This window comes from Nocardioides sp. F233 (genome assembly GCF_057813895.1).
The window spans coordinates 123,813-146,010 of record NZ_JBVASH010000003.1 but is presented as its reverse complement, the minus strand read 5'-3'; the positions used below and the strand labels follow the sequence as shown (position 1 = coordinate 146,010).

The 22,198-nt window shown below is 71.5% G+C and carries 19 protein-coding genes; 4 read left to right on the top strand and 15 right to left on the bottom strand.

Annotated elements, in window-relative coordinates; translation table 11 throughout:
* Nucleotides 1-86 precede the first annotated feature (86 nt).
* Complete coding sequence (locus ACZYRU_RS12045) at nt 87-749, bottom strand: helix-turn-helix transcriptional regulator (protein WP_488957338.1); 663 nt, start codon at nt 747-749, stop codon at nt 87-89.
* A gap of 119 nt (nt 750-868) precedes the next feature.
* Between ACZYRU_RS12045 and ACZYRU_RS12040 the strand changes: the two genes are divergently transcribed.
* Complete coding sequence (locus ACZYRU_RS12040) at nt 869-1,333, top strand: hypothetical protein (protein WP_488957337.1); 465 nt, start codon at nt 869-871, stop codon at nt 1,331-1,333.
* A 74-nt stretch (nt 1,334-1,407) separates the two neighbouring features.
* Here the strand turns inward: ACZYRU_RS12040 and ACZYRU_RS12035 are convergent, their stop codons facing one another.
* The 4 genes from ACZYRU_RS12035 to ACZYRU_RS12020 form a co-directional block, all read right to left on the bottom strand.
* Nucleotides 1,408-2,106: a hypothetical protein gene (locus ACZYRU_RS12035; protein ID WP_488957336.1), complete on the bottom strand. Its 699-nt coding sequence runs from the start codon at nt 2,104-2,106 to the stop codon at nt 1,408-1,410.
* 50 nt (nt 2,107-2,156) lie between these two features.
* Entirely contained in the window at nt 2,157-4,460 is a 2,304-nt protein-coding gene (locus ACZYRU_RS12030) for a putative bifunctional diguanylate cyclase/phosphodiesterase (protein ID WP_488957335.1), read from the bottom strand.
* Between the two features lie 104 nt (nt 4,461-4,564).
* Entirely contained in the window at nt 4,565-5,911 is a 1,347-nt protein-coding gene (locus ACZYRU_RS12025) for a pyridoxal phosphate-dependent decarboxylase family protein (protein ID WP_488957334.1), read from the bottom strand.
* A 48-nt stretch (nt 5,912-5,959) separates the two neighbouring features.
* Nucleotides 5,960-7,972 (bottom strand): NAD(+) synthase, encoded by a 2,013-nt coding sequence (locus ACZYRU_RS12020; RefSeq protein WP_488957333.1) that lies wholly within the window; start codon nt 7,970-7,972, stop codon nt 5,960-5,962.
* 53 nt (nt 7,973-8,025) lie between these two features.
* Here ACZYRU_RS12020 and ACZYRU_RS12015 point away from each other — a divergent pair, with 53 nt between their 5' ends.
* Together ACZYRU_RS12015 and panB are read left to right on the top strand one after the other, a co-directional pair.
* Nucleotides 8,026-8,493: a VOC family protein gene (locus ACZYRU_RS12015; protein ID WP_488957332.1), complete on the top strand. Its 468-nt coding sequence runs from the start codon at nt 8,026-8,028 to the stop codon at nt 8,491-8,493.
* Nucleotides 8,494-8,604: 111 nt separating this feature from the next.
* Nucleotides 8,605-9,477 (top strand): 3-methyl-2-oxobutanoate hydroxymethyltransferase, encoded by an 873-nt coding sequence (panB, locus tag ACZYRU_RS12010; RefSeq protein ID WP_488957331.1) that lies wholly within the window; start codon nt 8,605-8,607, stop codon nt 9,475-9,477.
* Between the two features lie 51 nt (nt 9,478-9,528).
* On the opposite strand, the gene ACZYRU_RS12005 is transcribed toward panB, so the two are convergent.
* The 3 genes from ACZYRU_RS12005 to ACZYRU_RS11995 form a co-directional block, all read right to left on the bottom strand.
* A complete protein-coding gene (locus ACZYRU_RS12005; RefSeq protein ID WP_488957330.1) occupies nt 9,529-9,816 on the bottom strand; it encodes a hypothetical protein in 288 nt (95 codons plus the stop codon).
* Nucleotides 9,817-10,389: 573 nt separating this feature from the next.
* Nucleotides 10,390-12,417: a M3 family metallopeptidase gene (locus ACZYRU_RS12000; RefSeq protein ID WP_488957329.1), complete on the bottom strand. Its 2,028-nt coding sequence runs from the start codon at nt 12,415-12,417 to the stop codon at nt 10,390-10,392.
* Nucleotides 12,418-12,426: 9 nt separating this feature from the next.
* On the bottom strand, nt 12,427-13,644 hold the full coding sequence (locus tag ACZYRU_RS11995) for a lysozyme family protein (RefSeq protein ID WP_488957328.1): 1,218 nt from the start codon (nt 13,642-13,644) through the stop codon (nt 12,427-12,429).
* A gap of 126 nt (nt 13,645-13,770) precedes the next feature.
* Between ACZYRU_RS11995 and ACZYRU_RS11990 the strand changes: the two genes are divergently transcribed.
* Nucleotides 13,771-14,439: a thymidine kinase gene (locus tag ACZYRU_RS11990; protein ID WP_488957327.1), complete on the top strand. Its 669-nt coding sequence runs from the start codon at nt 13,771-13,773 to the stop codon at nt 14,437-14,439.
* Here ACZYRU_RS11990 and ACZYRU_RS11985 read toward each other — a convergent pair whose 3' ends face one another.
* From ACZYRU_RS11985 to ACZYRU_RS11955, 7 genes are read right to left on the bottom strand one after another with little or no spacing between them, the layout of a single operon-like run.
* Nucleotides 14,440-15,258 (bottom strand): hypothetical protein, encoded by an 819-nt coding sequence (locus ACZYRU_RS11985; protein WP_488957326.1) that lies wholly within the window; start codon nt 15,256-15,258, stop codon nt 14,440-14,442.
* Nucleotides 15,259-15,313: 55 nt separating this feature from the next.
* The gene (locus tag ACZYRU_RS11980; RefSeq protein WP_488957325.1) at nt 15,314-16,084 is read right to left on the bottom strand and encodes a hypothetical protein; all 771 of its coding nucleotides are present in this window, start codon (nt 16,082-16,084) and stop codon (nt 15,314-15,316) included.
* Between the two features lie 43 nt (nt 16,085-16,127).
* Complete coding sequence (locus tag ACZYRU_RS11975; RefSeq protein ID WP_488957324.1) at nt 16,128-16,946, bottom strand: hypothetical protein; 819 nt, start codon at nt 16,944-16,946, stop codon at nt 16,128-16,130.
* Between the two features lie 44 nt (nt 16,947-16,990).
* Nucleotides 16,991-18,133, bottom strand: coding sequence for an alkaline phosphatase family protein (locus ACZYRU_RS11970; RefSeq protein WP_488957323.1), 1,143 nt, complete (start codon nt 18,131-18,133; stop codon nt 16,991-16,993).
* Between the two features lie 23 nt (nt 18,134-18,156).
* Nucleotides 18,157-18,726, bottom strand: coding sequence for a DUF5998 family protein (locus ACZYRU_RS11965; protein ID WP_488957322.1), 570 nt, complete (start codon nt 18,724-18,726; stop codon nt 18,157-18,159).
* Between the two features lie 45 nt (nt 18,727-18,771).
* The gene (locus ACZYRU_RS11960) at nt 18,772-21,495 is read right to left on the bottom strand and encodes a bifunctional acetate--CoA ligase family protein/GNAT family N-acetyltransferase (protein WP_488957321.1); all 2,724 of its coding nucleotides are present in this window, start codon (nt 21,493-21,495) and stop codon (nt 18,772-18,774) included.
* Nucleotides 21,496-21,527: 32 nt separating this feature from the next.
* Nucleotides 21,528-22,118: a dihydrofolate reductase family protein gene (locus ACZYRU_RS11955; RefSeq protein WP_488957320.1), complete on the bottom strand. Its 591-nt coding sequence runs from the start codon at nt 22,116-22,118 to the stop codon at nt 21,528-21,530.
* Between the last annotated feature and the right edge of the window lie 80 nt (nt 22,119-22,198).

The window sequence follows — 22,198 nt, the reverse complement described above, 5'->3', positions numbered from 1 at the left end:
CGGCGTCGTCGCCGCCAAGCTGCTGAGCTCGCCCGAGCGGCAGCACGCGTGGAAGCTGTTCAGCACGCTCGCGACCTTCGACGCGATCACGGCCGCGCTGGCCTGACCCGCGCGCAGCACCCCGGGCCCGGCTCGACCGGCTCGACGGTGGCACCGAACCGGCGGGCGAGCGCCGACAGGAAGCTCCGGTTGACCCCGCAGACCAGGTCGCGGTGGTCGGCCGCGAGCCGGTCGAAGGGGCAGTTGACCAGGCAGAGCGAGCCGTCGTCCTCCGCCCGCGGCTCGTAGCCGAGCGGGGTGAGCGTCTCGATCAGCGGCTGCCCCTCGACGACACCTCCGGTGACCGAATCGGCCGCGTCGTCCGCGGCCGCAGCCAGCGCGTCCGGCATCGGCGTCCCAGCCAGGGTCCGCTCCACCGCGTCGGCGAGCACCTGCCCCGCGAGGTCGTAGCGCCGGCTCGGCAGGCTCACGGTCAGCTCGCGGCGCGAACGGCGGTACAGCTTCGCGGGCCGGCCCGCACCCGGCCCGGTGCGACCCGTCAGCCGCCGGAACTCGGTGACGAGCAGGCCCTCGTCGACCAGCCGCTCGAGGTGGAATTTCGCCGTGTGCCGCGGTACGTCGACGCCGCTGGCCGCCTGGTCGCGGCTCACCGCGCCGGGCTGCTCCGCGACGAAGCGGTACAGCGCCCGTCGTACCGGATCGGCCAGGGAGCCGACCCGCGCCACCCGCTGTCCGAACGCCTCGTCCATGACCTGCTCCCTCCCCAGATTTTCTAGCGGACACGAGTCTTGTCGAAAGATCGCCGCAGGTCTACCGTCAATCGTGATGTCCCTTACAAACAGGGGACCGCTCGAGAAAGGGGCCAACCATGGCCAGCACCCACGCGTGGGACAACCTCACCCACGACATGCGCGAGGAGATGCACGACCTCACGCACTTCGCCACCGTCGACGCCGCCCACCAGAGCCGCGTGGCTCTCTGGGCGACCTTCGTCGCGCTCCCCGTCCTGTGGGGGCTCGACATGATGACCAACGCCGTCACCGACAGCACCACGTGGGAGGGCTCGATCTCGACGTGGGCCAACAACTTCCTGCCCGGCAACGCTGCCGACGCGGTGATGTGGGTCGGCGCGATCACGCTCCTGATCGGGCTGCTCGTCGCCGCCATGCCGCAGTTCGGCGCCGACGTGCTCGGCATCTGGTTCGTCCTGCTCGCGGTCAACCTGTTCAGCGTGGACCAGATGGCCTACCTCGGGCTGGGCATGGTTGCGCTCGCCGCGTGCTGCTTCTGCATGGCGCGGATGATGCGAGGTGACCACCGGCGCGAGGCGTAGCAACCGTCAGTCTGTGGGGACGTCGGCCGCCGGCACCGCCAGCCACTTGGCTGGGCCGGCGCCCGACGGTCATCTCACCGTCGACGGTCGTCGGCGGCATTCGCCGGACGCCACGTCCAGTCCTTCGGCAGGGCGATCCCGTCCAGGCCGATGCCCTGGAAGATCAACCGGTAGGCGTCCGGCACCTCGTGGCGCTGCCGATCGAACATCCGGTGCAGGTTGGCCCACAGAGGGGTGCTGTTCTCCGAACCCAGGTACTCCCCCGTCATCGTGCCGGGGAGGACCTGGGTCGGCATCCCGAGCTCCGTGAGCAGGCGTCGCGGGTGCGAGTCCATGATCATGACGACGAACTCGACGTCGTTGGCGAAGGCCGCTGTCACGATGCCGTGGTAGAGCGCGGCCGCGCACAGGCCCTCGCGTCCGGCACCCGGCCTGACCGCGACCGTGGCGATGTCCCAGGTCCGGCTGGGATCGACCCCGGCCGCGCGGGCCGAGCGCAGACCGTCGACCTCCCACGGTGGACGCGCCACGTCGTTGAGCGTCTTCAGGCCTGCCGGTCCCGGCGCGATGAATCGTGCCGTCGCCACGGCTTCCCCCCGCTCGTCCAGCACGGTCATGAAGCCGGTCGAGGCGAGGTACGGTCCGTACTCGGACGCGAACTCCTCCGCGGTGTTGCCGTACCTCTCCAGGAAGACGTCGGCCTCACACCGCATGGCAGCGGCGAGCTCCTCACCCACCGGGTCGAGCACGAACCGCAGGGGCGCAGCGCTCATGACAGCTTCCTCGTCGTCCGGACCGGCCAGGCGCCAGGTCCTCCGTGGTCTCATCCTGCCATCATGCGGTCAGCAGCGTGCTGGCCCTGGGCGAGCGCGTCGGCGCGCCAGCTGCGCACCCAGCCCACGACGTCGCTGGCCGGCATCGGACGGGCGAGGTGATAGCCCTGCACGGTGTCGATACCCATCTCGATCAGGGCGCCGAGGTCTGCGGCATTCTCCACCCCCTCGGCGACGATCCGCATGTCGAGAGCGTGAGCGAGCTGGATCGTCGATGCCACGATCATCCTGCTGCGGGTGTCGGTCGCCACGTTGGCCACGAGCGAGCGGTCGATCTTCAGCTCCTGGACGGGGAGATTGCGCAGGTAGGTGAGCGAGGAGAACCCGGTGCCGTAGTCGTCGATCGAGACCTGGACGCCGTGGCTGCGCAGGTCCTGCAACACCTCACGGGTGTGCTGAGGGTCGGCGAGGAAGGAGTCCTCGGTCACCTCGAGAACCAGGCCGTCGACGGGGATCTCGCTCTCCTCGATGGCGGCGTAGAGATGCGGGAGGAAGGCCTGTCCGAGTAGCTCGGTAGGGGCGCAGTTGATGGCGACCCGCAGGTCGAGGCCCGCATCGAGATGACGGACATGGTCTCGCACGGCCTGTCGCGCGACCGTCTCCGACAGCGCCCCCATCAGTCCGGCCCGTCGCGCCGCCGGCAGGAAGGAGACGGGGCTGATCACGCCATCCACGGGATGGCGCCATCGCACCAAGGCCTCCAGACCGGAGATCCGCATCGTGGCAACGTCCAGCTGCGGCTGGTACCAGACCTCGATCTGGTCATCGACGATGCCCTTGCGGAGGTCCTCGGCCAGCTGCAGTCGAGAGCGGGAGAAGTCGTCCAGCTCGGCGTCATAGAGTGCCGCCCCCATGCTCGAGCTCTTCGCCTGGTACATGGCGACGTCAGCCCGGCGCAGCATCTCGCCGCCGTCGACATCGTCGACCTGGGCGATCGTGATCCCGATCGAGCCCGACGGGCAGACCTCGATGCCGTCCACGGCGATCGGCTGCCCGAGGTCCCGCAGCACCTGGTGCGCGACCTCCATCAGCTCGATCTCGTCGTCGGACCCGAGGATGATCGCGAACTCGTCCCCTCCGAGCCGCGCGACCAGGTCGTGCTGGTCGACCGCCTCGCGCATCCGCACCGCGACCAACCGGAGCACGGTGTCGCCGACGTGGTGCCCGAGCGCGTCGTTGATCTCCTTGAAGCCATCGAGGTCGAGCATCATCAACGCCAGCGGCTTGCGGGCGGTAAGACCAGCCTCCAACCGGACCCGCACCGCTCTCCGGTTGGGAAGCTTGGTGAGGTCGTCGGTCTGCGACAGGGCGAACGCCTCGGTCGCACGGTTGGCGTCCTTGAGCGCCAGCCCCAACCGCCAGGCGACCGCCACCATCGTCAGCAGCGCTGGAGGCAGCGTGTAGTACGCGAGGGTCTCGTCCGGCCGGATCGTCAGTACGGCAGTGGCCACCGCACCAGCGCTGACCAGGACGGCAGTGCCAGCAGCCTTGGGGACGGTACGGATGACCGATTGGGGCGGGCGGCACGCCGCTGCCACGAGGAGCGCGAAGGCGCCGCCCCAGAGCGCGTTGCTGACATTGGCGAAGTCGTAGGTGCGGGCTGAGGCTTGAAGGGTGAAACCCGAGTCCGCTCCGGCCAGCAACGCGAACGCGACGCCCAGCATGACCGTCTTCCAGCGGTCGCCTCGGGCGTGGAGGAGCGCCTGCCCGAGGACCGCGAGCAGGAGGACCAGGTCGGCCAGCGGGTAGATCAGGGCGAGCAGGAGCGGCGCCCCTTCCTGGCCGGACGCCAACCGGATCGGGGTCACCAGGAGAAGCGACGACAGACAGGACGTTGCGCCGCAGATGACGGCGATGTCGAGCCACCCCCGCGTCGGACGCATCTGTCGCCGGTCGACGTCGAGCATCAGGTACCCGGCCATGCCGACATACGAGACCAGGAACAGCCACTCGCCGGGCGCCGGGAAGTGCGCACGCGTGGCTGCGCTCTCGGCATTGACCGCCATCGACCCCAACGACCAGGCGAAGACCGCAGCGAGCAGCAGGAGCAGGCCCGCACGCCGTCCCGGGTACAGGCGCGCCGCCAGCGCGAGGCGGAGGAGCAGCATCGGGAAGAAGATCGAGAGGGTGGTGAGCAGGATCGCCTGGCTCGTCTCGTGCGTGGCCGACTGTGCGACCTGGTTGGCCGCCAGCCCCACGACCAGCCACAGCCAGGACAGGCGGGCCACCACACGCTCGGCGAGCGCTACACGGGGCGATCGCGACCCGGACACGCTCCAGCTGCGCACGGCCATCGACCTCCCTCACTGCTCCGAACGGCCCAGGTGGGGCCCGAGATTCCAGTCGGCGGGCTCGGGGCCCTCCTTACCACATTCACGAGACATTTTCACCAGGCACGTCATCCGGCCCGCGATCCCCTCTCCACGCTGGCCAGCACCAGATCGACGTCGAGTGGAGCGGTCCGGGGATTGACGAAGCAGAATCGCAGGACGGTCTCGCCGCCGAAGGAGGTGGGGGTGACCAGCGCCAGGCCATGAGAGCGCGCATCGTGCGACCACTGCTGGTGGGCCGTCGGGGTCCACCCGCGTCGACGGAAGAGCACGACGGACAGCTGCGGCTCGGCGACGAGCTCCAGCACCGGGCTCGCCGCGATCCGCTCGGCGGCGTACCTGGCGGTGCTCAGGCAGGCCTCGACGGCACGGCGATAGGCGTCGGTCCCGTTCGCCACCACGGAGGCCCACACCGGCAGACCGCGCGCCCGCCGAGTCAGGTGCACGGCGTAGTCGGCTGGGTTGTCCGTGCCGACGTCCTGGGCCGACTCGAGGTAGTCGGCGGTCTGTCGGTGCGCAGCCCGCGCGACCTGTGGGTCGCGATACAGCACCGCAGCGCAGTCAAATGGCGTGAAGAGCCACTTGTGGGGGTCGATGGTGACGGAGTCGGCGCGATCGATGCCCTCGAACACCGGGCGCGAGGCCGGCACCAGGAGCGCCGCGCCGCCGTAGGCGGCATCGACGTGCAGCCAGATCCGGTGCGACGCGCAAGCAGCGGCGACCTCGTCGAGCGCGTCGACCCTCCCGCTGTTGGTCGCCCCGGCGCTCGCCACGACGGCGACCACGTCGTCGGCATCGAGCTCGTTCAGCACGGGCGCCAGGTCGGCGCCTCGCAGCGCGCCGTCCCTCGGTCCGGCCTGCACGAGAGTGCACCCCATGATCGCGGCCGCGGCCGCCACGGACGCGTGTGCCCCCGCTCCCGCGACGACGATGCGCGGCAACGGTCGCCCGGCGGCCACTCGCCCGTGGCGCGCGGCCACCAGCGCGCTCAGGTTGGCCATGGAGCCGCCGCTCACGAAGGTTCCGTGTGCCTGCTGCGGATAGCCGACGATGTCGCACAGCCAACGAACCGCGGCCCGCTCCGCCGCCACGACCGCGCCGGCCTCGAGCTCGCTGCCGCCGTAGACCGACGCCGCCGACAGCGCCGCGTCCGCGAGCACCGCAGCGGGTGTTGGCGCGCCGCCGACGAACGCCAGGTAGCGGGGGTGGTCCACGGGGAACGCCGTCGGCAGGATCGCGTCGCGCAGCACCTTCCAGGTGGCTTCGATCCCGATCCCGGTCGCGCTCACCGTCGGAAGCGACACGTGCTGGACGCCGCCGAGCGATGCGAACTTCTCGGGGTGGGACAGCCGATCGGAGATCCAGCTCGCGACGGCATCGAGGGCGTGGCGATCCTCGATCCCGAACTCATGCACGTCGACCCATCGTAGGGCAGTGACAGGGCTGCAGGCGGGTGTCCGAGATCAATCCGTCGGAACGTCCGCGTCCAGCTCTGCCAGCCACGCGACCGGGCTGGCGTCCGACGGCATCCGCCAGTCGCCGCGCGGCGACATGGTGCCGCCGGGACTGACCTTCGGCCCGTTCGGCAGCGCCGAGCGCTTGAACTGGCTGCTGAAGAAGCGCCGGACGAACACCTCGAGCCACTTGCGGATCGTCGCGAGGTCGTACGACGCCTCGCCGCTCCCCCACGCGTGGTGGGCCAGGAACGCGATCTTGCTGGGCCGGTAGCCGCGGCGCAGCACGTGGTAGAGCGTGAAGTCCTGCAGCGCGTACGGGCCGACCGAGTCCTCGGTGCGCTGCTCGCCGCCGGGGATCAGCTCGGGGGTGATCTCCTGCTCCAGGATCGCCTGGAGGACCTGGTCGGCCTCGTCGTCGTAGTGCCCGTCGTGGAGCTGGTCGGTGTCGATCACCCAGCGGATCAGGTGCTGGATCAGGGTCTTCGGCACGCCCGCGTTGACGTTGTAGTGCGACATCTGGTCGCCGACGCCGTACGTACACCAGCCGAGCGCCAGCTCGGACAGGTCGCCGGTGCCGAGCACGATCCCGCCACGGTGGTTGGCGAGCCGGAACAGGTAGTCGGTGCGCAGGCCGGCCTGGACGTTCTCGAAGGTGATGTCGTAGACCGGCTCGCCGTCGCTGAACGGGTGGTCGAGGTCGTGCAGCATCTGGGTCGCGGCCGGCTTGATGTCGAGCTCGGCGAAGGTGCAGCCGAGCGCGGTCGCGAGGCGGGTGGCGTACGACTTGGTCGTCTCGCCCGTCGCGAAGCCCGGCATGGTGAACGCGTGGATGTCGCTGCGCGGGCGGCCGAGCCGGTCCATCGCCTTGGCTGCGACGATCAGGGCGTGGGTCGAGTCGAGGCCCCCGCTCACACCGATCACGATCTTCGGCTGGCCGATCGCGGAGAGCCGCTGCTCGAGGCCGGAGACCTGGATGTTGTAGGCCTCGTAGCAGTCCTGCGCGAGGCGGGCCGGGTCGTCGGGAACGAACGGGAACCGGTCGACCTTGCGCCGCAGCCCGATGTCGCCGGCCGGCGGCTCGAGCTCGAACGCGACCCGCGTGAACTGCGACGGCTCGACGCCCTCGGCGAGCCGGTTGCCGTCGAAGGTGCCCTGACGCATCCGCTCCTGGCGCAGCCGGTCGAGGTCGACGTCGACCACCGTGGCCCGCGGCCCGTCGGGGAACCGCTCGCTCTCCCCCAGCAGGTCGCCCATCTCGTAGACCATCGTCTGGCCGTCCCACGAGAGGTCGGTCGTCGACTCCCCCTGGCCGGCCGCGGCATAGACGTACGCCGCGTTGCACCGCGCGCTCGCGCTGCGGGCGAGCAGGTGCCGGTCCTCGGCCCGCGCGATGGTGATCGGGCTGCCCGAGAGGTTGGCGAGCACGGTCGCCCCGGCCAGCGCGGCGGTCGCGCTCGGCGGGATCGGCACCCACATGTCCTCGCAGACCTCGACGTGCAGGTGGAGCCCGCGCACGTCGGAGGCCGAGAAGATCAGGTCGTTGCCGAACGGGACGTCCTCGCCGTTGAGCTCGATGCTGTCCTCGGCGGCACTCCGGGTCGCCCCGGCTGCGAACCAGCGGGCCTCGTAGAACTCGCGGTACGTCGGCAGGTAGGACTTCGGCGCCACGCCGAGCACCCGCCCGCCGTGGATCACCACGGCACAGTTGAAGATCCGGTTGCCGCTCGCCAGCGGCGCCCCGACCACCAGCACCGGCCGCAGGTCGGCCGAGGCCACGGTCAGGTCGAGGATCGCCTCGCGCACCGCGTCGAGCAGGGTGTCCTGGAGGAAGAGGTCGTCGACGGCGTACCCGGTCAGCCCCAGCTCGGGGAACACCGCGATCGCCACGCCGTCGTCGTGCAGGGCACGGGCCTGCTCGAGGACGCGGGCAGCGTTGGTGGCGGGGTCCGCGATCGCGACGGGCAGGGTCACCGCCGCGACCCGGGCGAACCCGTGGGCGTAGGCCGAGTAGAAGTCCACGGTGTGAGTCTAGGGAGCCGATGAGTCCGCGGGGCGGCCCCGGTCTTCCCGGCATGAGCATCGCCAGCAGCCACATCCAGCCCTGCCTGTGGTTCGACGACCGGCTGGAGGAGGCGGCCCGCTTCTACACCGCGATCTTCCCGAACTCCTCGATCACCCACCTCGGCCCGGTGGCGGGCGAGTTCACCCTCGACGGGCTGACCTTCCGCGGCGTCAACGGCGGCCCCGAGATCGCCTTCACCGAGGCGGTGTCCTTCTCGATCGTGTGCCGCGACCAGTCCGAGGTCGACTACTACTGGGACTCGCTCGCCGACGGCGGCCAGGAGTCGGTGTGCGGGTGGCTCAAGGACCGGTTCGGGTTGTCGTGGCAGGTCGTACCGGCGCGGCTGCACGACCTGCTCGCCGACCCGGACGCGCGGCGGGCGGAGGCTGCGAGCCGGGCACTGCTGGGGATGCGGCGGATCGTCGTCACGGAGCTGGAGGCGGCGGCCGATGCGGCCGGTTCCCCGGGCTCGGGGTGATGGAGCACACAGCGCGCGCGGCCGTCGTACCGGACTAGCCTCGTCAGTGCCCGTCAAACGAACGTGGACCCACACGAGTGGGCCGCGAGTCACCCGGAACGGAGCTCGACGATGAGCAGCACCACCCCCGAAGAGACCGCCCCGTACGGCGGCGGCACCGCCCCCGCGGCGGCCCCCGGATCCGCGCCGATCAAGCGCGTCCGGACCCACCACCTGCGTGATCTCAAGGAGCGCGGCGAGCGCTTCTCGATGCTCACCAGCTACGACCAGCTGACCGCGCAGATCTTCGACGAGGCCGGCGTCGAGGTCCTCCTCGTCGGCGACAGCGCGTCCAACAACGTCCTCGGCAACGCGACCTCACTGCCGGTGACCGTCGACGAGCTGATCCCGCTGACTCGTGCGGTCAGCCGCTCGGTGTCGCGCGCCCTCGTGGTCGGCGACCTCCCGTTCGGCTCGTACCAGGCCTCGCCCGAGCAGGGCTACCTGACCGCCGTCCGGTTCATGAAGGAGGGCGGCGCGCACTGCGTGAAGCTCGAGGGCGGCGTCGAGATGGTCCCCCAGATCGAGAAGATGACCCGCGGCGGCATCCCCGTCATGGCCCACATCGGCTTCACCCCGCAGTCCGAGCACGCCCTCGGCGGCTACCGGGTCCAGGGCCGCGGCGACGCCGCCGACCGGATCCTGCGCGACGCCCTCGCCGTCCAGGAGGCCGGCGCGTTCTCCGTCGTCATGGAGATGGTCCCCGGCGACGTGGCAGCCGAGGTCACCGCCAAGCTCGAGATCCCCACGATCGGCATCGGCGCCGGCAACCAGTGCGACGGCCAGGTCCTCGTCTGGCAGGACGCCTTCGGCCTGCGCACCGGCAAGCTGCCCCGCTTCGTCAAGCAGTACGCCGACCTGCGCTCGGTGCTCCTCGACGCCGCCCGCTCGTACGACTCCGAGGTGAAGTCGGGCGCGTTCCCGGCGCCCGAGCACACGTTCTGAGCGAGTTGGGTGGGTGAGAGTGACCCATGGGTCACTCTCACCCACCCAACCTCAGACCGCGGGAACGCCGAGCAGCCGCAGGTCCCGCGCGACCCGCTCGGGCTCGTCCCGCAGCTCCCGGGCCGTGCACCGCACCACCATCCGGTACGGCGAGGCCAGGGCACGCTGACGAGCGATGTCGTCCTCCCAGTGCTCCACCTCGCGGTGGAAGCCGCCGTCGACCTCGAGCACCAGCACCCGCCCGTCGGCCAGGCGCCACTCGCAGTCGGGGAACCGCAGCCGGCCAGCGCCCGGCGGAACCGCTCGGCGCCCTGCAGCGGCTGCATCCTGTCCACCCACTCCAGCAGCGTCTCGGGAGACGTCAGTTGCTGCTGCACCACCGCGGCCAGCACACCTTCCGCGACACGCGGGTTCCTCTGGGTCGAGGCGAAGCGCAGCACAGCGGGTTCGAGACGACACAGGGGCAGGCCACCGCCCCGGCGCCGCCACTCCCGCAGCGGGCGGCGGGTCCGTACGAACCGCACGCCCGGGAACCCGGCGCCGACGGAGGTCCCGTGCGGGACGAGGACGGTGACCACCTCCCGCTGCCAGTTCCGCAGCCCGGCGACCTCAGCAGCGGAGAGGTCCCCGACAAGCGCATCCGGACCACCGTGCAGGACGCCGATCCACCTCACGTGCGAGCGCGTCAGCTCGCCGGTCGTCGTACCGATGACCGTCGGGGTGTGCGCGACCCACCGCTACGTGGCCAGGCGGTGCCGGACCGCCCAGCGGTCGATGCCGAGCGCGCTCAGCTGACCGCGCGTGAGCAGCCCTGCCTGCGACGCAGCGACGCGCTTCCACTCCTCCGGGACCATGCCCGGAAGGATCCGCGATCAGGCAGGACCGTGCGCCCGTCCTCCACAGGCTGCTGACTCAGGTCAGCCCGCGCCGTGCCAGCAGCGGCTCGATCGGCGCGGGCCGGCCGCGCCACTGCGCGTAGGACTCGAGCGGGTCGCGGGTGCCGCCGATGCCGATGACGTGGCGCAGGTACGCCTCGCCGTTCTCGCGGGTCAGCCCGCCGTTCTCGCCGAACCACGCGACGGTGTCGGCGTCGAGGACCTCGCTCCAGATGTAGGAGTAGTAGGCCGAGGCGTAGCCGGAGCTGCAGCTGTGGGCGAAGTACGGCGTGGAGTAGCGCGGCGGCACCGCGGGATTGTCGAGCCCGGCGGCAGCGAGGGCGCGCTGCTCGAAGGCGGCGACCTCCTCGACCGACGTGGGCACGTCGTCGGGGCCGAGCTCGTGCCAGGCGAGGTCGATCAGCGCGGCGGCGAGGTACTCGCTGGTCGCGAAGCCCTCGTTGAACGTCTCGGCCGCGCGCAGCCGCTCGACGACGTCGGCGGGGATCGGCTCGCCGGTCTCGTGGTGGACGGCGTAGCTCGCGAGGACCTCGGGCCACAGCACCCACATCTCGTTGACCTGCGAGGGGTACTCGACGAAGTCGCGGAAGACGGCGGTCCCGCCGAACTTGGGGTACGTCGCCCGGGCGAGCAGCCCGTGCAGCGCGTGGCCGAACTCGTGGAACAGCGTGCGGGTCTCGTCCCAGGTCAGCAGGGTCGCCTCCCCCGCGGCCGGCTTGGGCACGTTGAGGTTGTTGACGACGACCGACGTCTCGATGCCGAGCAGGCCGGACTGGGTGACGAAGCTGCTCATCCACGCACCGCCACGCTTGGTGTCACGCGTGTAGAGGTCGAGGAGGTAGAGCCCGATCGGCGTGCCGTCACGGCTCACCTCGAACACCCGGACGTCCGGGTGGTAGCCGGGCAGGTCGGGGCGCTCTTCGAAGGTGAGCCCGTAGAGCCGGCCGGCGGCGAAGAAGACGCCGTCGCGCAGGACCCGCTCGGCCTCGAACCACGGGCGCAGCGCGGCCAGGTCGACGTCGTACCGCGCACTGCGGACCCGCTCGGCGTAGAACGGCCAGTCCCACGGCTCGACCGGGAAGCCGGCGAGCTCGGACATCGCGTCCTGCTCGGCGCGGGCGTTGCGGGCAGCCGGTACGGCGAGCCGCTCGAGCAGCGTGCGCACCGCCTGCGGCGTACCGGCGGTGTTGTCGGCGGTCACCGAGGCCGCGTGGTTCTCGAAGCCGAGCAGCCGGGCGCGCTCGGCGCGCAGCTTCAGGATGTCGAGTGCCGTGGCGCGGGTGTCGTGCTCGCCGCCCCGGCTGCCGCGGCTGCGCTGGGCCTCAGAGAGGCGGCGGCGCAGATCACGGTCGGTGAGCGAGGCGAGGTGCGGGTGCGCGGTGGGCAGCACCAGCGTCAGCAGGTGGCGCCCCTCGAGACCCCGCGCCTGCGCCGCGGCCGCTGCCGCCGACAGCTCCCCCGGCGTCAGCCCGTCCAGCGTCGCCGGGTCGTCGACGACGACGGCGAGGTCGTTGCTGTCGGCCTGCAGGGCCAGCTCGAACGCCGTCTCCTGGCTGGAGATCCGCTCGTTGAGCTCACGCAGGCGCGCCTTGTCGTCCTCCCCCAGCGCGGCGCCGGCGAGCCGGAGCTCGGTGACGTACCGCTCGACGAGGTACGCCGACTCGGGGTCCAGGCCCGCCCGGTCGTCGTACACCTCCTGGAGCCGGGCCCACAGCGCCGGGTCGAGCAGGATCGCGTCGCTGTGCGCGGCGAGCCGAGGCGCGAAGGCGGCGCGGACGGCGTCGATGTCGGGGTTGGCGTCGGCGCTGGCCTTGTTCCAGAACACGCGCAGCACCCGTCCCAGCGTGGTCCCGCTCAGCTCGAGCGGGACCAGCGTGTTGGCAAAGGTCGGTGCCGCCGGATCCCCGGTGATCGCGGCGACCGCGGCGAGCTGCTCGGCCATGGCGGCCTCGATCGCCGGGGCGTAGTCGCGGTCGTCGATGTCCGCGAACCGTGGCAGCTGGTGGGGCAGGTCGCTGGTCCCGAGAAGTGCGTCCGTCGTCACTCCCTCACCCTAGGAGGTCGGGCCAGCCTCCGGCGTGGGTTCGCTGGTGGGTTCGGTCGCGGGCGGCTCGTCGCTCGGCGCGTCCTCGGGCGGCGGTACGTCGGCCGGCGCCTGCTCGGGCGTCGGCTCGTCGACCGGCGGCTGCGGGTCCGGGGCCGGGGTCGGGGTCGGGTCCGGCGTCTGCTCGGGCGACGGCTCGGGGTCCGGGTCCGGGTCGGGCTGCTGGTCGGGCAGCGGCTGCGGCTCGGGCTCGGTCGACGGCGGGACCTCCGGTGCAGCGGGCTCCGCCGGCTCCGGCGTCACCGGCACGATGCCCAGCGCCGAACGGGTGCGGGCGAGGGCTGCCTCGACACCGGTACAGCCGCAATCGCCCGGCAGGTAGATCGGAACGGTGACCGGTCCGATCAGGAGGGCCGACATCGCCGTGGTCTCGGCCTGGTACTCGTCGACGAGGCGGCGCACGGTGCGGGCGAAGTGCGGGGTGGCGTCATAGGCGTGCAGTGCCTTGCGCAACGCCTTGGGGTGGGTCAGGTCCTTGCCGCTGGCGCAGAGCAGGACCGCGGCGCCGAGCGTGGCGTCGTCGAGGTCCTGCACGTTGCGCACCCCGTCGCCGTCGGCGTCGACCGCGACCTGCGACCAGGTCTCGGGCAGCAGTCCCATCGGCCCCAATGGCGCATCCCAGCGCGGGTTGCCGTCGAGGTCGCCGGCGTCGGTGTCGGAGACTTGGCTGCGCCCGCCCCTGCCGTTCAGCGGACGTCCGACCATCGCCGGCTTGATCCGGCCCTTGACCGTGATCCGGTGGCTGAGGTCGTCGCCCTGGCCGTGGTTCGACGCGAGCCGCCCGATCGCGGCCAGCACCAGCCAGTCGAGGTTGCAGGGAGCGGCCGCGTCGATGACCGTCGCTGCGCGTTGGTACGCCGCCACGGCCGCTGCCGGAGCGTCGACCAACCGGTCGCCGTGCCCCTCCGTGGTGGAGACGTTGCGGACGACCGCCGCCGACGCGCCGGCACCGGGCTCGACCGCCGCCGGGGGCGCGCCCGCCGGGGCGTCCGGGGCCGTCGTACCGTGGCCGGTGGCGGCAGTCACGCGGTCCGCACCGGGGGGTGAGGACGTGCGACCGCCGACGACTCCGGTCGTGGTCAGGACGACGGCGATGGCCGCTAGCACCGAGATGATCGTGATGGCCCGACGGACACGTTGCCCGCCACGCCCGGTGGCGACCCCCATGGTCCACCTTCTTCCTGGTCTGGGGCCTCCAGTGTTCTCCCGCGAATCGCGGTTGCGCAGCCAAATCAGGGCTTCTTCACCAGATGCGGTGCAATTCGTCCCCAAGATGGGTGAGAGGATGCGCCGGTGGCCGACCTGATCTTCCGTACCGGGACGATGGACGCCGGCAAGTCGACCCTGGCCCTGCAGACCAACCACAACCACGCGGCTCGCGGGCGGCGGGGCCGGTTGTTCACCAGCCACGACCGCGCCGGCACCGCGATGGTGTCCTCCCGGCTGGGCCTGGTGGCCGACGCCGAGGAGGTCGCCCCCGACCTCGACTTCTGGCGCTACACCGTCGACGCCCTCACCCAGGGCGCCCGGATCGACTACTTCATCTGCGACGAGGCCCAGTTCTACACCGCGGAGCAGATCGACCAGCTGGCCAAGATCGTCGACGAGCTGCAGATCGACGTGTTCTGCTTCGGCATCCTCACCGACTTCCGCACCCGCCTGTTCCCCGGCGCGGCCCGCCTGGTCGAGCTGGCAGACCGAACCGAGGTGCTCCAGGTGGAGGCCCTGTGCTGGTGCGGGAAGCGCGCGACCCACAACGCCCGCACGGAGAACGGCGTGATGGTCACCGAGGGCGAGGTGATCGTGGTCGGCGACGTCGACCCCACCGAGCACCCGCCCGCCGCGATCGACGAGGCCGACGTCGCCTACGAGGTCCTGTGCCGCCAGCACCACCGGCGCGGCGTGACCGCGGCCCGGGCGCGGGCCGTCAGCCTGTCGCCCGAGCCGCTGCCCTTCAGCTGATCAGCAGGCGCTGTACGCGCGGGACAGCGTCTTCTTCTTGCCGTTCTCGAGCTTGATCTCGACGCTCAGCTGGGTCGTGCCGGCCGGTACGCCGCTCACCACGTACGGGTGGCCCTTCCTCGCCTTCTTCGCAGCCTTCGCGAGCTTGCTGCCCTTGAGCTTCTTGACCGTGGCGCCGTTGGCCTTGATCTTGACCCAGGTCACGTCGTCGACGTGCTTGGCGAGCTTCTTCGTCAGGGTGACCGGAGTCGAGTGGGTGGTGCAGTCGATCTGGGACCCGAGACCGGCGTACTTGCCGGCGTTGCCGATCGCCGGCGCAGCCACGGACGCGGTGCCCGGCTGCAGGACCGAGATCTTCCAAGCGGCGGGCATGGCGAAGGCGATGAGTTCGATCCGAACCTGGTCACCAGCAGCGAACACGACGTTGTCGAGGTCGAGGACCCCTGCCTGGACCTCAGCGAACTCGGCCGTGTCGCTCGGGGTCGCATAGTCCGCGGCGACGCAGACGCCGTTGCGATAGGCGTAGACCGCGAACGGCAGCGCCATGGGCGGGCCTCCGACAGCCCCCGTGACGACGATCCGGCGCGGACCGCTGGTCTGGGAGAGATACTCGACCGCGTCGTAGGGCACCGGAGCGGAGGGCGTACCCGCCGGGTCGCACTGGTCGGTCGCGACGATCGGCTCGCGGAACACCTTGGTCTGTTCGGTGCCCTCGATCGTGCCCGAGAAGGACTCGTCGGCATGGGCGGCAGGTACGCCGACGGTCAGCGGGAGCAGGACGGCAGCGCCGAGGGCTGCCAGGAGCTTGGGGGCATTCATGGCTTCGACGCTAGGGGCTGCCGTCCGCCCTGTCACCGCTTTTCGGCGAACGGTCTCAGCAAGCGCTGTAAGGCCGGCTGGCAGTGGCCTTCTTGCCGCCCTTGAGCTTCACGACGACGTCGAGGGTGACGGCGCCCTTCGGGATGCCTTGGAGCAGGACGCCCTTCTTGACGGCCTTGCGCACGCCGCGCGCCTTGACCTTGGCGACCTTCTGGCCGTTGGCGGTGAAGACGATCGAGCGGACCTTGCCCTTGCGTGCGGCCTGCCTCGTCGCCTTCGTCAGGGTCGCGCTGGCAGTGCCCGTCGCGCACACCACCTGCTCGGGCAGGGCCACGTACGTGGTCGCCGTGCCGCTCGTGGGGCCGTTCGAGGACCCGGGCTGCAGGACATCGAGCCGCCACGGGCTGGTGGAGCGGATGATTCGGACCTCGACCTTGTCACCCTTGGCGACCTGGACGTTGTCGACGTCGATGGTCTTCGCTGTGTACTCGTCAGCGTTGTCGGTGTCGTCGTCGGCCTTGGCGCAGACTCCGTTGACGTGGACGAAGATGCTGAAGTCCTGGAAGCCCGGGCCGCCGTGGAGGACGAAGCGTCGCGGTCCATCGGTCGTGGAGGTGAAGGTCACCGAGTCGTAGTTGAACGTGCCCCGATCAGCCCCGGACCCGCAGCGCTCGGTGGCATGGACCGGGCGGATGAACTCCGCCGACGGGTCGGCACTGGTCACCTGACCCGACCAGGACTGGTCCGCGTGCGCGGCGGGGACGGACAGGGCGACCGGAGCGAGGGTGGCAGCGCACAGCACCGCGAGAACCCGAGAGATTTTCATGGGCGCACCATAAGGGCCCCCGGAAGCGGCGCCAGGACGGGGGTCAGCAGGCGCTGTAGGACCGGGCGGCCCGGGCCTTCCTCCCGTTGTCGAACGTGACGACCGCCGTCAGGGACGTCGTACCGGCCGGGACGCCGGCGAGCCGGACCGGTTTGCCGTTCCTCGCCCTCCTCGCGATCCTGGCGAGCTTCGTCCCGGTGAGCGTGCGGAGCCGCACGGGACCGGCGTTGAAGCTCACCGACCGAACACGCTCGATCCGTGCCAGCAGCCGCTTCGTCAGGCTCGCCGACGTCACGCCGTCCGAGCAGCGGACCTGGTACGCGGGGTCGACGTACCGCGCACCCCGTCCCGTCGTCCTCGCGTTCGCCGTGCCGGGCTGCTCGACGCTCAGCTTCCACGGCACCGGACCGTGCCAGGTCCCCGGGAGCGGGATGTTGCCGAGGATCTTGACCACGACGACGTCGTCGACGGCGAGCTCCACGCCCCGAATGACCAGCTCTTCGGCATCGTCCACCTCGGGCGGGTTGCCCGGTTGGGCGTCGGCCGCCACGCACACCCCGTTGCGATAGATCCACATGCCGAGGAAGGCTGCCGGATCGGTCGAGGAGCGCAGGACGAAGCGACGGCGCCCGGCGGCTTCGGAGACGAAGGTGACCGTGTCGGTGGGCAGCGGGTCACCGTGCTCGGCGCCCGCCGGCCCACAGGTCTGGGTCGCGTAATCGGGGAGCGTGTAGCCGTCCCACCACTCCTCGCTGCCGTCGATGGTCCCGCTGAACGACTGGTCCGCATACGCCACGGGGACGGCGAACGCGAGCGGGATCAGGGTGGCGGCGCACAGCACCGCGAGGAGCCTAGGGAGCATGCACGCACCCTAGGGGCGAGGTTGGTCCACCGTCACCAGGAACCTCAGTCGACGAGCACCGGGATCAGCATCTCGTCCGCCGTGAGCGAGCCGTGCATCCCGATCAGCTTGTTCTCGTACGGGAACCCGTCGGTCGACAGCACCGCGAAGTCGCCACGGCACGCGACCACCACGTCGCCGATCCGGGGCAGCACGGCAGGATCGACGGGTCCGAACCAGCCGCGGACGATCGCCTCGGCGCGGGTCATCACCTCGGCCCGGTCCCCCAGCAGCTCCTGCCAGGTGGCGACGACGTCGGGCACCGCGCCGCCGGTGCAGTAGAGGTGCCGGAACCGTGCCTCGCCACCGACCAGGGCGATGCCGGAGCGCAGGTCGTCGTCGGCGGACACGTCGATCCGCGACGAGGCGGGTACGTCGACCATGCCGTGGTCCGCGATGACGACCAGGCGCCGGTCGGCGGGCAGCGCCTCGCGCAGTTGCTCGGCCTCGTGGTCGATCATGGCGAGCTGCTGCAGCCACTGGCTGGAGGCGACGCCCCAGCGGTGGCCGGTCCAGTCGAGGTCGCCGTCGTAGACGTAGGTCAGCGTGGGCTGCCGCGGAGCGGGGGCGGAGGCAGCCACGACGGCGGCGATCCGCTCGCCGACCCGGTCGACGCCGACGTACTCCGCGCCCCGGTGGGCCGCGACGGTCAGGCCACTGCCGTTGAACTCGCGTTTGTTGACCACCGTGACCCGCACGCCGGCTGCCTGCAGCGACGAGAACGTGGTCTGGTGCGGCTGCCACTGGACCGGGTCGATGTCGGCGTCCCAGATCAGCGCGTTCAGGAGGTCGTTGGTGCCGGGGATCCGGGTGGTGAAGCCGACCAGTCCGTGCGCGCCCGGCATCAGGCCGGTGCCGAGCGTGGTCAGCGAGGTCGAGGTCGTCGACGGCACGCTGGCGGTCGCGGGCGAGGAGGTCTCGAGGAGCGCGGAGAGGTACGGCGCCGCGTGGGCGTACTTCTCGAGCAGCCGGGCGCCGAGCCCGTCGATCAGGAAGATGACGTACGACGCCGCGCCGGGCAGCACCAGCCCGGTCGGCGCCGGTCCGAGCGGGCTGCCGAGGGCGTGCGCCGCCGCGGGGACGATGTCCCCGAGCGAGCGGACGCCGTACGCCGGCTCGCAGAAGGCAGCCCCCGCGCTCTCCTCCACGGACTCCACCGCCGCCACTCGCGTCAGCCCCGGGTCAGCGCCGACAGCGACGCCGCGAACGACAGCAGCCCGCCGACCGCGTCCGTGCCGTCGGCAGCGGCCGAGACGCGCAGCGAGAAGTCGTCGGAGGACAGGGTGCCGGTGTAGCCGTGGTCGGCCTCGCACTGCGGGTCGTTGCACCCGGCCGGCTCGAGGTCGACCCGGTTGACCGCGCCCCAGCCGATGGTCAGCACCGCCTCGGCGGGCGGGCGCGGGCCGGCGGTCGGGTTGGTCGTCATCCGGGTCACGACCACCGACGCCACCGAGCGCAGGCTGACCGCCTCGGTCGAGGTGGACGTGTACGGCTCGGGCAGCAGGTCGTCGCCCGCGTGCTCGTCGGTGTGAGCCAGGATCAGCCGCGACGGGGTCAGCACGACCACGGTCTGGTGCCGGCGTACCTCGTCGCGCTCGAAGGTCGGCTCGTGGTGGACGTAGTACGACACCACGGGCTCGCCCGCGACCGCGTCGACGACCGCATCGGCGACGACCTCCGGGTAGTAGCCGGTGCGGTTGATCGCAGCGCTCAGCTCGGCGCTCCGGTCCCGGTCAGTCATGGCGGCATCTTCGCACGCCCGTCGCCGGCGTCTGCGAAGGACCACTCACTCGGGGATCGTGGTGACGAGATCGGGCATCCGGCGCACCAGCGAGTCCGGCCGCGGGTCCTTGACCGCAGCCACGCGCGCCGACGCGGTGAGCACGGCGGCCGAGTCGACGCCGGCGAGCACCAGCGACAGCTCCAGCGCGCTGACCTGCGGCAGGTCGCCCTGCAGCGCGGCGACCCGCGTGATCAGGTCCTCGATCGCCGACACCTGGACCGGGTCGGCACCGCGGTAGCCGAACAGCAGCGGCGAGCTCTTCACCTCGCGCACCATCCCCGACACCTCGTGCGCGCTCAGCGGCGGGATCCGGTACGACCAGTCCCCCAGCAGGTCGATGACCGGACCGGAGATGCCGAACGACACCACCGGCCCGAACAGCGGGTCCTCGAAGGACCGCACGGAGATCGGTACGCCGGTCGGCGCGTTGCGCTGCACGACGAACCGCCCGACACCCGGGTCGATCAGGCCGGCCAGGTAGCCCCATGCCTCCCTCATCTCGGGCCCGTTGGGGATGTTGCGCCACACGTGGATCTGGTCGGGGCGCTCGCGCACCGAGGCCAGCGTCGACTTGAGCACGACGTCCCACCCGAGCCGCTCGCCCGCGGCAACCGCGGCGTCGACGTCGGCGACGGACTCGGAGGGCCACAGCTCGATGCCGTAGGCGTGCAGCAACGCACGGACCTGGTCCTGGTCGAGCTCGACCTCGCGGTCGGCGGCGACCACGTCGGGGTCGGCGAGGACCCGGTCGACCAGCCGCCGGGCGCTGCGCGCGTCGACCTCGCCCGCGTCGGCCGCCGGGCCGTCGGGCGCGTGCAGCCACACGGCGTACTCCACCACCCGGGCCAGCGCCCGGACCGCCGCCTCCACGGCCGGGTACGACGGCACCGAGCCGCGTCCCGCCGAGGATCCGGCGACATCGGGGACCCGCAGCAGCTCGGGGATTCCCTCGGCACCGAGGAAGGACGACACGAGCGGCTTGTCGGACTGCTCCCCGACGGCCGCCAGCACGTTGGCGACCTCCTCGCCGGACACGTCGAGCGGCGGGATGTACACGGCGATGACCGAGTCGACGTCGGGATCGTCGATCGCGTCGTCCAGGGCGTCCTCGAAGTCCTCGGCGGTGGCGTCGGCACCGAGGGCGACCGAGCGGTTGACGACCAGGCCGACCGCGGACGCGGCGTCGGCGGCGAGCAGGCCGAGGGCGTCGGAGTTGCCGACGATCGCGACCCGGCGTCCGCGCGGCAACGGCTGGTGCGCGAGCAGCTGGGCGACGTCGAACATGTCGTCGAGGGTGTCGACCTGGATCACGCCGGCCTGACGGAACATCGCGTCGACCGCGGCCTGCGGGGCCCCGATCCGGCGGACCGTGTGGCCCATCGGCACGCCCTGCGTCGTACGACCGGAACGGACCGCGACGATCGGCTTGCGGGCCGAGACCCGGCGGGCGATGCGGGAGAACTTGCGCGGGTTACCGATCGACTCGAGGTACATCATGACGACCTCGGTGGCGTCGTCCTCCTCCCAGTACTGCAGGAGGTCGTTGCCGGAGACGTCGGCGCGGTTGCCCGCGCTGACGAACGTCGAGATGCCGAGGCCCCGGTTCTTGACCTTCTCGAGGATCGCCGAGCCGAGCGCACCGGACTGGCAGAAGAAGCCCGCACGGCCGCGGGCCGGCATCACCGACGACAGCGACGCGTTGACCTGCACCGCCGGCTCGGTGTTGATCACGCCCAGGCAGTTGGGGCCGATCAGCCGCAGTCCGTAGGACCGGCACAGCCCGGCCAGGTGGCGCTGCCGCTTGCGGCCCTCCTCGCCGGTCTCGGCGAAGCCCGACGAGATCACGATCAGGCCGTGCACGCCCTTGTTGGCGCAGTCGAGCACCACGTCGGTGACCGCGTCCGCGGGCACGGCGACGATCGCGACGTCGACGTCGTCGGGGACCTGGTTGACGTTCTTGTACGCCGGGAAGCCCGACACCGCGGGCGCGCTGGGGTTGACGACGTGGACCCGACCGGTGAAGCCGCCGTTGACCAGGTTGCGCACCAGCACCTGGCCGATCGTGTCCTGGCGGCGGCTGGCACCGATGATCGCGACCGAGCGCGGGTGGAAGAAGCGGTCGATCGACTCGGCCTCGGCCGCGTGCTCGCGGTCGCGCATCACCCCGATCGCGGTGTCGGTCGGGTCGATCGGGAACTCGAGGGTGATCACGCCGTCGTGGTAGCCGCTGACCACCTTGTAGCCGGCGTCGCGGAAGGTCTGGATCATCCGGGAGTTGTCGGGCAGCACCTCGGCGGTGAACCGGTCCACCCCGCGCTCGCGACCGGCCTGGGCCAGGTGCTCGAGGAGCAGCTGGGCGATGCCGCGGCCCTGGTGCTCGTCCTCGACCAGGAAGGCGACCTCGGCCTCGCGGTTCTCGACGACGTCGTAGCGGCCGACAGCGATCATCCGCTCCTGGAGGATCAGCACGAGGGCGACCCGGTCGCGGTGGTCGACGTGGGTGAACCGGCGTACGTCGCGCTCGGACAGCACCGGCATCGGGGAGAAGAAGCGGTAGTACTTCGACTCGTCGGAGACCCGCGCGTAGAACTCGACGAGCAGCTCGTCGTCCTCGGGACGGATCGGCCGGATGTGCGCCGTGCGTCCGTCGCGGAGCAGGACGTCGCCCTCCCAGTGCGCCGGGGGCGCCTCGATCTCGTCGGTGGGGGTCGGGTCGCCGGGGCTCACGGGGAGAAATCTATCGGCCCGCGCCACACCCGTCAGCGGCGCACGCGGTACTTGAGGTGCAGGACCCGGTCCCCCTGGACGACGACCTCGGGGTCCTCGAGGAGGTGCTGGGCGTCGACCGATCCGAAGTAGCGCTTCCCGGACCCGAACACGACGGGCACCACGTCGATCGCGACCACGTCCACCAGGCCCGCCGCCAGTGCGCTCCCGCCCATCTCGCCCGCGCAGAGCGCCACCACGCCGTCCCCGGCGACCCGCTTCGCCTCGGTGACCGCGGCGGTCACGTCGTCGAAGAACGGTACGTCGGCCTCCGGGTGCCACCCCTCCGGCTTCGGCCGGTGCGACACCACGAACAGGTGCTCCCCCGCCGGCGGACTCGCCTCCCACCCGTTCGTCTGGTCGAAGAGCCGTCTGCCCTGGATGATCACCCGGATGCTCTCCCACATCGGGCGGACGTAGGCCGCCGACGCCTCCGACACCGCGAACGAGCCGTGCCCGGAGCCGTCCCCGGTGAGCGGGAGGCTGCCGTTGAAGTACCACTCGAAGAGCGGTCCGACGTCGTCGTGGTCGTCGGCGATGAACCCGTCGAGCGAGGCCACCGCGTGCATCATCACTGTCGCCATGCCGGGGCAGACCCGCCGGCGCCGCCGAACTCATCGCAGCCACCCCGAGCGCCCACTTCGGCGTGCCCCTGCTCCACCTG